This window comes from Pseudoroseomonas cervicalis ATCC 49957, assembly GCF_000164635.1.
Taxonomy (GTDB): domain Bacteria; phylum Pseudomonadota; class Alphaproteobacteria; order Acetobacterales; family Acetobacteraceae; genus Pseudoroseomonas; species Pseudoroseomonas cervicalis.
Genome location: NZ_GG770778.1, coordinates 16,062 through 21,056, shown reverse-complemented (window position 1 = coordinate 21,056; position 4,995 = coordinate 16,062). Strand labels below are relative to the sequence as shown.

4 protein-coding genes are annotated in these 4,995 nt (G+C 74.3%); 1 reads left to right on the top strand and 3 read right to left on the bottom strand.

What is annotated here, in order from left to right:
- Nucleotides 1-209: 209 nt before the first annotated feature.
- The gene (locus HMPREF0731_RS07515) at nt 210-2,120 is read left to right on the top strand and encodes an AsmA family protein (RefSeq protein WP_007003468.1); all 1,911 of its coding nucleotides are present in this window, start codon (nt 210-212) and stop codon (nt 2,118-2,120) included.
- Between the two features lie 42 nt (nt 2,121-2,162).
- Here HMPREF0731_RS07515 and HMPREF0731_RS07510 read toward each other — a convergent pair whose 3' ends face one another.
- From HMPREF0731_RS07510 to HMPREF0731_RS07500, 3 genes are all read right to left on the bottom strand, one after another.
- Nucleotides 2,163-3,080 carry an NAD(P)/FAD-dependent oxidoreductase gene (locus HMPREF0731_RS07510; RefSeq protein ID WP_007003467.1) on the bottom strand — a complete coding sequence of 306 codons (918 nt, stop codon included), beginning with the start codon at nt 3,078-3,080 and terminating at the stop codon, nt 2,163-2,165.
- Complete coding sequence (locus tag HMPREF0731_RS07505; protein ID WP_007003466.1) at nt 3,077-4,417, bottom strand: dihydrolipoyl dehydrogenase family protein; 1,341 nt, start codon at nt 4,415-4,417, stop codon at nt 3,077-3,079. The genes HMPREF0731_RS07510 and HMPREF0731_RS07505 overlap by 4 nt, the downstream gene beginning before the upstream one ends.
- A gap of 124 nt (nt 4,418-4,541) precedes the next feature.
- Nucleotides 4,542-4,778: a DUF883 C-terminal domain-containing protein gene (locus HMPREF0731_RS07500; protein WP_040612526.1), complete on the bottom strand. Its 237-nt coding sequence runs from the start codon at nt 4,776-4,778 to the stop codon at nt 4,542-4,544.
- Nucleotides 4,779-4,995: the final 217 nt, after the last annotated feature.

Below are 4,995 nucleotides of genomic sequence, written 5' to 3'. Positions count from 1 at the left end.
CACGCCGCGCCCGGATCGCGGCTTCCTGGGCTTCGACGCCGGCGGCTGAGCCCGCCGACCGCAGCGCGACAGACCGGCCCGGAGCGCCCTGCCCTGGGCCGTTTTCGTCTCCGGTCCCGGCCGCGTGATTCCCCGGCGGGGCAACCCCGCCGCGCCGCGCCGCTTTTCCGTCGCAGGCGCGGCCCGCGCGCGGCGGAGAGGAAACACACATGGCCCTGCGGCGCATCCTGATCTGGACCGGCCTGCCCGTCCTGGCGGTGCTGCTGCTGGTCCTCCTCTGGTCCTGGGCCTGGTTCATCCCGCTGCTGGAGCGGCAGGCGAGCGCCAGGCTCGGCCGCCCCGTCGCCATTGGCGGGCTGGATGTCGATCTCGGCCGCATCACCGGCATCACGCTGACCGATCTGCGCATCGCCAACCCCGAGGGCTTCGCCGAGGACCCGCCCTTCGCCGCCATTCCGCGCCTGACGCTGCGGCTGGATGCGATGGAGTTCATCCGCCACCGCCGCATCATCATCCCCGACATCGCGCTGGAGCGCCCGGTGGTGACGCTGCTGGCCACCGGGGACAACCGCCGCAACTACGACTTCCCCGCCCTGACCGCGGCCGACCCCGACGCGCCGCCATCCGACACGGCCGAGGCGCCGCAGCTCGGCGCGCTGCGGGTGCAGGCGGGCGTCGTGGATGTGCGCCACGCGCCGCTGCGCGCCGACATGCAGGTGCGCGTCGCCACCGAGGAGCCCGAGGGCGCCGAGCCCCGGCTGCGCGCCACCGCCGAAGGCCGCTATGCCGACCAGCCCATCACCGCCGAGCTGACCGGCGGCGCCGTGCTGTCGCTGCGCGATGCCGAGAATCCCTGGCCGGTGACGCTCGCCCTCGCCAATGGCCCGACCCGGGCGCGGCTGGAGGGCACGCTGCAGGACCCGCTGCGCTTCGCCGGCGCCAATCTGCGGCTGCGCTTCTCCGGCTCCGACATGGCGCGGCTGACGCCGCTGACCGGCGTGCCCATCCCCGCCACCCCGCCCTATGAGGTCAGCGGCCGGCTGGACTACGCCGCCGGCGCGGTGCGCTTCACCGATATCGAGGGCAAGGTCGGCCGCAGCGACCTCGGCGGCGAGCTCGCCGTCACCCCGCGCGACGGGCAGCGCCCGCTGGTCGAGGCCACGCTGCGCTCCCGCCAGGTGGATCTCGACGACCTGGCCGGCTTCATCGGCGCGCCGCCGGGCGACCAGGTGGACCGCCGCCAGGCGGCGCGCGGCCGCCTCCTGCCGGACGACCCGCTGAACCTGCCCAAGCTCGAGGCCGCCGATATCCGCCTGACCTATGATGGCGGCAAGATCCTCGGCCGGCGCATGCCGCTCGACGACCTGCACGCCAACCTCACCATCACCGACGGCGCCATCGGCCTGCACCCGCTGCGCTTCGGCGTCGGCACCGGCCGGATCGAGGGGCAGTTCGACTTCACCCCGCTGGACAACCAGCGCGGCCTGCGGGTGAAGGCCGAGGCGCGCTTCCAGCGCGTCGACCTCTCCCGCCTGATGGGCGTCACCCCGCTGGGCGAGGGCCAGGGCCGCATCGGCGGCAGCGCCCGGCTGGAGGCGCAGGGCGCCTCCATCGCCGACATGCTGGGCAGCGGCGACGGCGCCATCACCCTCGGCATGGCCGGCGGCAACCTCTCCGCCCTGCTGGTCGATCTCTCGGGCCTGCGGCTGGGCAACGCCATCCTCTCCGCCCTCGGCCTGCCCAACCGCACCCAGGTGCAGTGCTTCATCGGCGACCTGGCGCTGCGCCGCGGCAACCTCTCCACCCGCGCCGTGCTGATCGACACCGAGGACGCGCTGATCTCCGGCATGGGCGATATCAGCCTGCGCAACGAAAGGCTGGACTACCGCCTGCGCACCGAGGCCAAGCGCTTCACCATCGGCGCCCTGACCACCGACATCCTGATCCGCGGGCCCTTCCGGGATCCCTCGGTCATGCCGGAGCCGGTCGAGCTCGGCGCGCGGGGGGCGGCGGCGATCGGGCTCGGCATCATCGCCCTGCCGCTGGCCATCCTGCCGACCATCCGCTTCGGGATCGGCGAGGATGACCGGTGCGAAGGGCTGGTCAGGAGGGCCAAGTGAGGCCGGGGGAATGAATTCCCCCGGACCCCCTTCTTCCTTCTGTCAGGGCCGGCCGCCGCTGGCGGCCGGCAGCACCACCTCGCGCAGCAGCGCCGTGTTGATGGCGAAGGCGGCCATGGCGCCCTGAGCGGCGGCGACCACCGCCATCTGCAGATGCGGGGCGGCATCGCCGGCCACATACAGGCCGGGTATGTCCGTGGCCCCGTCATGCGCGGCGCGCACCAGGCCGCCGCGCGTCAGCCCGCAGCCCAGGCGCTGCGCCAGGTCGGAGCGCTGCCGCTGCGCCGCCGCCAGCACCAGCACGGAGCGCGGCAGCACCTCGCCATCCGCCAGGCGCAGCGCCGACAGCCGGCCCGCCTCGGACAGCAGCTCCACCACCTTCGCCTCGCGCAGCTCGATGCCGAGCGCGGCGAGCTTCGCGCGATGCCGCGCCTCCGGCCGCTTGCCCTGGCAGCACAGCACCAGCCGGTCGGTCCAGCCGCGCATCTCCAGCGCCATGCGGTAGCCCGCCACACCCTCGCCCAGCACCGCCATCGCCTCGCCCCGCCGCTCCCACCCGTCGCAATAGGGGCAGTGCCAGGCATCCAGCCCGTAGAGCGGCCGCAGCCCGGGAATCTCCGGCAGCTCATCCGCCATGCCGGTGGCCAGCAGCACGGCGCGCGCCGCCACCGGTGACGCGCCCCCGGCCAGGTGCAGGGTGAAGCCGGGCTCCACCGCCTCCACCCGCGCATCGCGCAGCTCCACCTGCGGATAGGCCGCCAGCTGCTCGCGCGCGATGCGGCGGAACTCGGCGGGCGGAATGCCGTCCCGCGTCAGGAAGCCATGCATCATGCGCGCCGGGTCGTTGCGGTGCTCGCCCGAATCCAGCAGCAGCACCCGCCGCCGCGCGCGGCCGAGCAGCAGCGCGGCACTCAGCCCCGCCGGCCCGCCGCCCACCACGGCGACATCGTAATCGCTCATCCCAGCATCGAGGCGATGTTGGAGCCCCCCGTCGGATAGGCCGTCATCATGCGCGACAGCGCCTCCGCCCCCATGCCGGCGCGCATCGCCAGGGCGAAGAGGTTGATGCTGTCCGGCGCCTCCGGCCCCAGCAGATGCGCGCCCAGGATGGCGCCGCTGCCGGGCGCGACCAGCAGGCGATAGGCGGCGGTGTCCTCGCCGGTGCGGCGCACCGACTGGTAATCCGCCATGTCGCCCTCGCGCAGCTCATAGTCGATGCCGCGCTCCTTCGCCTGCGCCTCGGTCAGGCCGACAGCGGCCAGCGGCGGCAGGGTGAAGGCGGCGCTCGGCACCACGCTGTAATCGGGCTTGGTGTGGCAGCCCTCCAGCAGGTTGCGCGCCACCACCGCGGCGTCGTGGCTCGCCACCGGCGTCAGCGCCGGGCCCTGCGCGGCGGCGTCGCCGGCGGCGAAGACCCGCTCATTGCCGGTGCTGCGCAGATAGGGGTCGAGCAGCAGCCGGCCCTTCTCCACCGGCACCCCCGCCGCCTCCAGCCCGAGGCCGGACAGCGCCGGGCGCCGGCCGAGCCCGTGCAGCACCATCGCCCCGGCGAAGCTGCGCCCATCCCCGCATTCGACGCGGAAGCCGCCGGCATCCGCCCGGATGGCGGCGGCCTTGCAGCCCAGCTCGACCCGGATGCCGAGGGCGCGGGTCTTCTCCACCAGCCGCGCCACCAGCGCCTCGTCGAACGGCGCCAGCGGCCGGTCGCCGCCTTCGAGGATGGTGACCTCCGCCCCCGCCCGCCGCGCCAGATGCGCGCATTCGAAGGAGATGTAGCCGCCGCCCAGCAGCACCAGGCTTTTCGGCATGTCCTCGAGCGACAGGAAATCGTCGCTGGTGGACAGGTTCTCCCGCCCGGCGATCGGCAGCTCGGCGGGTTCGGCGCCGGTGGCGATCAGCGCGTGGCGGAAGCGGATCTCCTGCCCGTCCACAGCGATGCGGTCGGGGCCGAGGAAGCGCGGCTGGCCATGCAGCGCGATGATGCCGGCGCGCTCCAGGCTCTCGCGCCGGGATTCGGGGACCGGGTCGGTGAAGCTGCGCTTGAAGCGCTGCGCCGCCGCCCAGTCCAGCGTCACGCCGCCGCCGCCGCCCACACCTTTTGCGGATAGGCGCTGCGCCCGCTCCGCCGCCTCGGCCAGGGTCCAGAACACCTTCTTCGGCTCGCAGCCGCGCAGCGCGCAGGTGCCGCCGAATTGCCGGGCTTCCACCAGCGCCACGCGCCAGCCGGCGACGCGGCAGCGCGTCGCCACCTTGACCCCGGCGGTGCCGGAGCCGAGCACGATCAGATCGACATCCATCAGGGTCCGCGCCTTCCGCCCGATCGAACGAGAAAGGGCGGCGCCGGTCTCCCGCGCCGCCCCGCTTCCGCACCCGGTCGGGCGCGGAATTCGCTGCCGCCCCGCAGGGGGGCGGCCATCATCCTCAGAGGATCCGCAGCCGGCCCAGGATGTAGCCGATGCCGGCGGCGATCGCGATCGAGGTCATCGGCTGCTCGCGGACATTGTCGCAGAGCTGGCCCATGAAGTTCTCGGCCTGACCCTGGATCTGGTTCACCTGGCCGCGCGCCTGCGTGTCGCGGTTGTTGGTGAAGGCGCCGACGGCCTCCTGGGCGCGGCCGACGGTCTCGCGGGCGGCGCCGGTGAAGCGGTTCTCGTCCATGCTGGCTCTCCTTCCTGTCGGCCTCGGCGAGGCCACTGCGGGATGAACGCGGCGTCGCGCGAATGGATGCGCGCCCATGCGCTTGCACCACACGCGCCGCCATGCTGGCTTGCGCCGCCATGCGCGACGACCCGCCCGCCGACCATCTCACCCCCCCGCCGGAATGGCTGCGCCGCGGTGCCCCCGCCGCCGTGCTGGCGGCCCTGCCGGGCGCCCC

Excerpts from the sequence above, each read along its gene's own strand:
- HMPREF0731_RS07515 (WP_007003468.1), top strand. The coding sequence starts at position 210 with ATGGCCCTGCGGCGCATCCTGATCTGGACCGGCCTGCCCGTCCTGGCG.
- HMPREF0731_RS07510 (WP_007003467.1), bottom strand. The coding sequence starts at position 3,080 with ATGAGCGATTACGATGTCGCCGTGGTGGGCGGCGGGCCGGCGGGGCTG.
- HMPREF0731_RS07505 (WP_007003466.1), bottom strand. The coding sequence starts at position 4,417 with ATGGATGTCGATCTGATCGTGCTCGGCTCCGGCACCGCCGGGGTCAAG.
- HMPREF0731_RS07500 (WP_040612526.1), bottom strand. The coding sequence starts at position 4,778 with ATGGACGAGAACCGCTTCACCGGCGCCGCCCGCGAGACCGTCGGCCGC.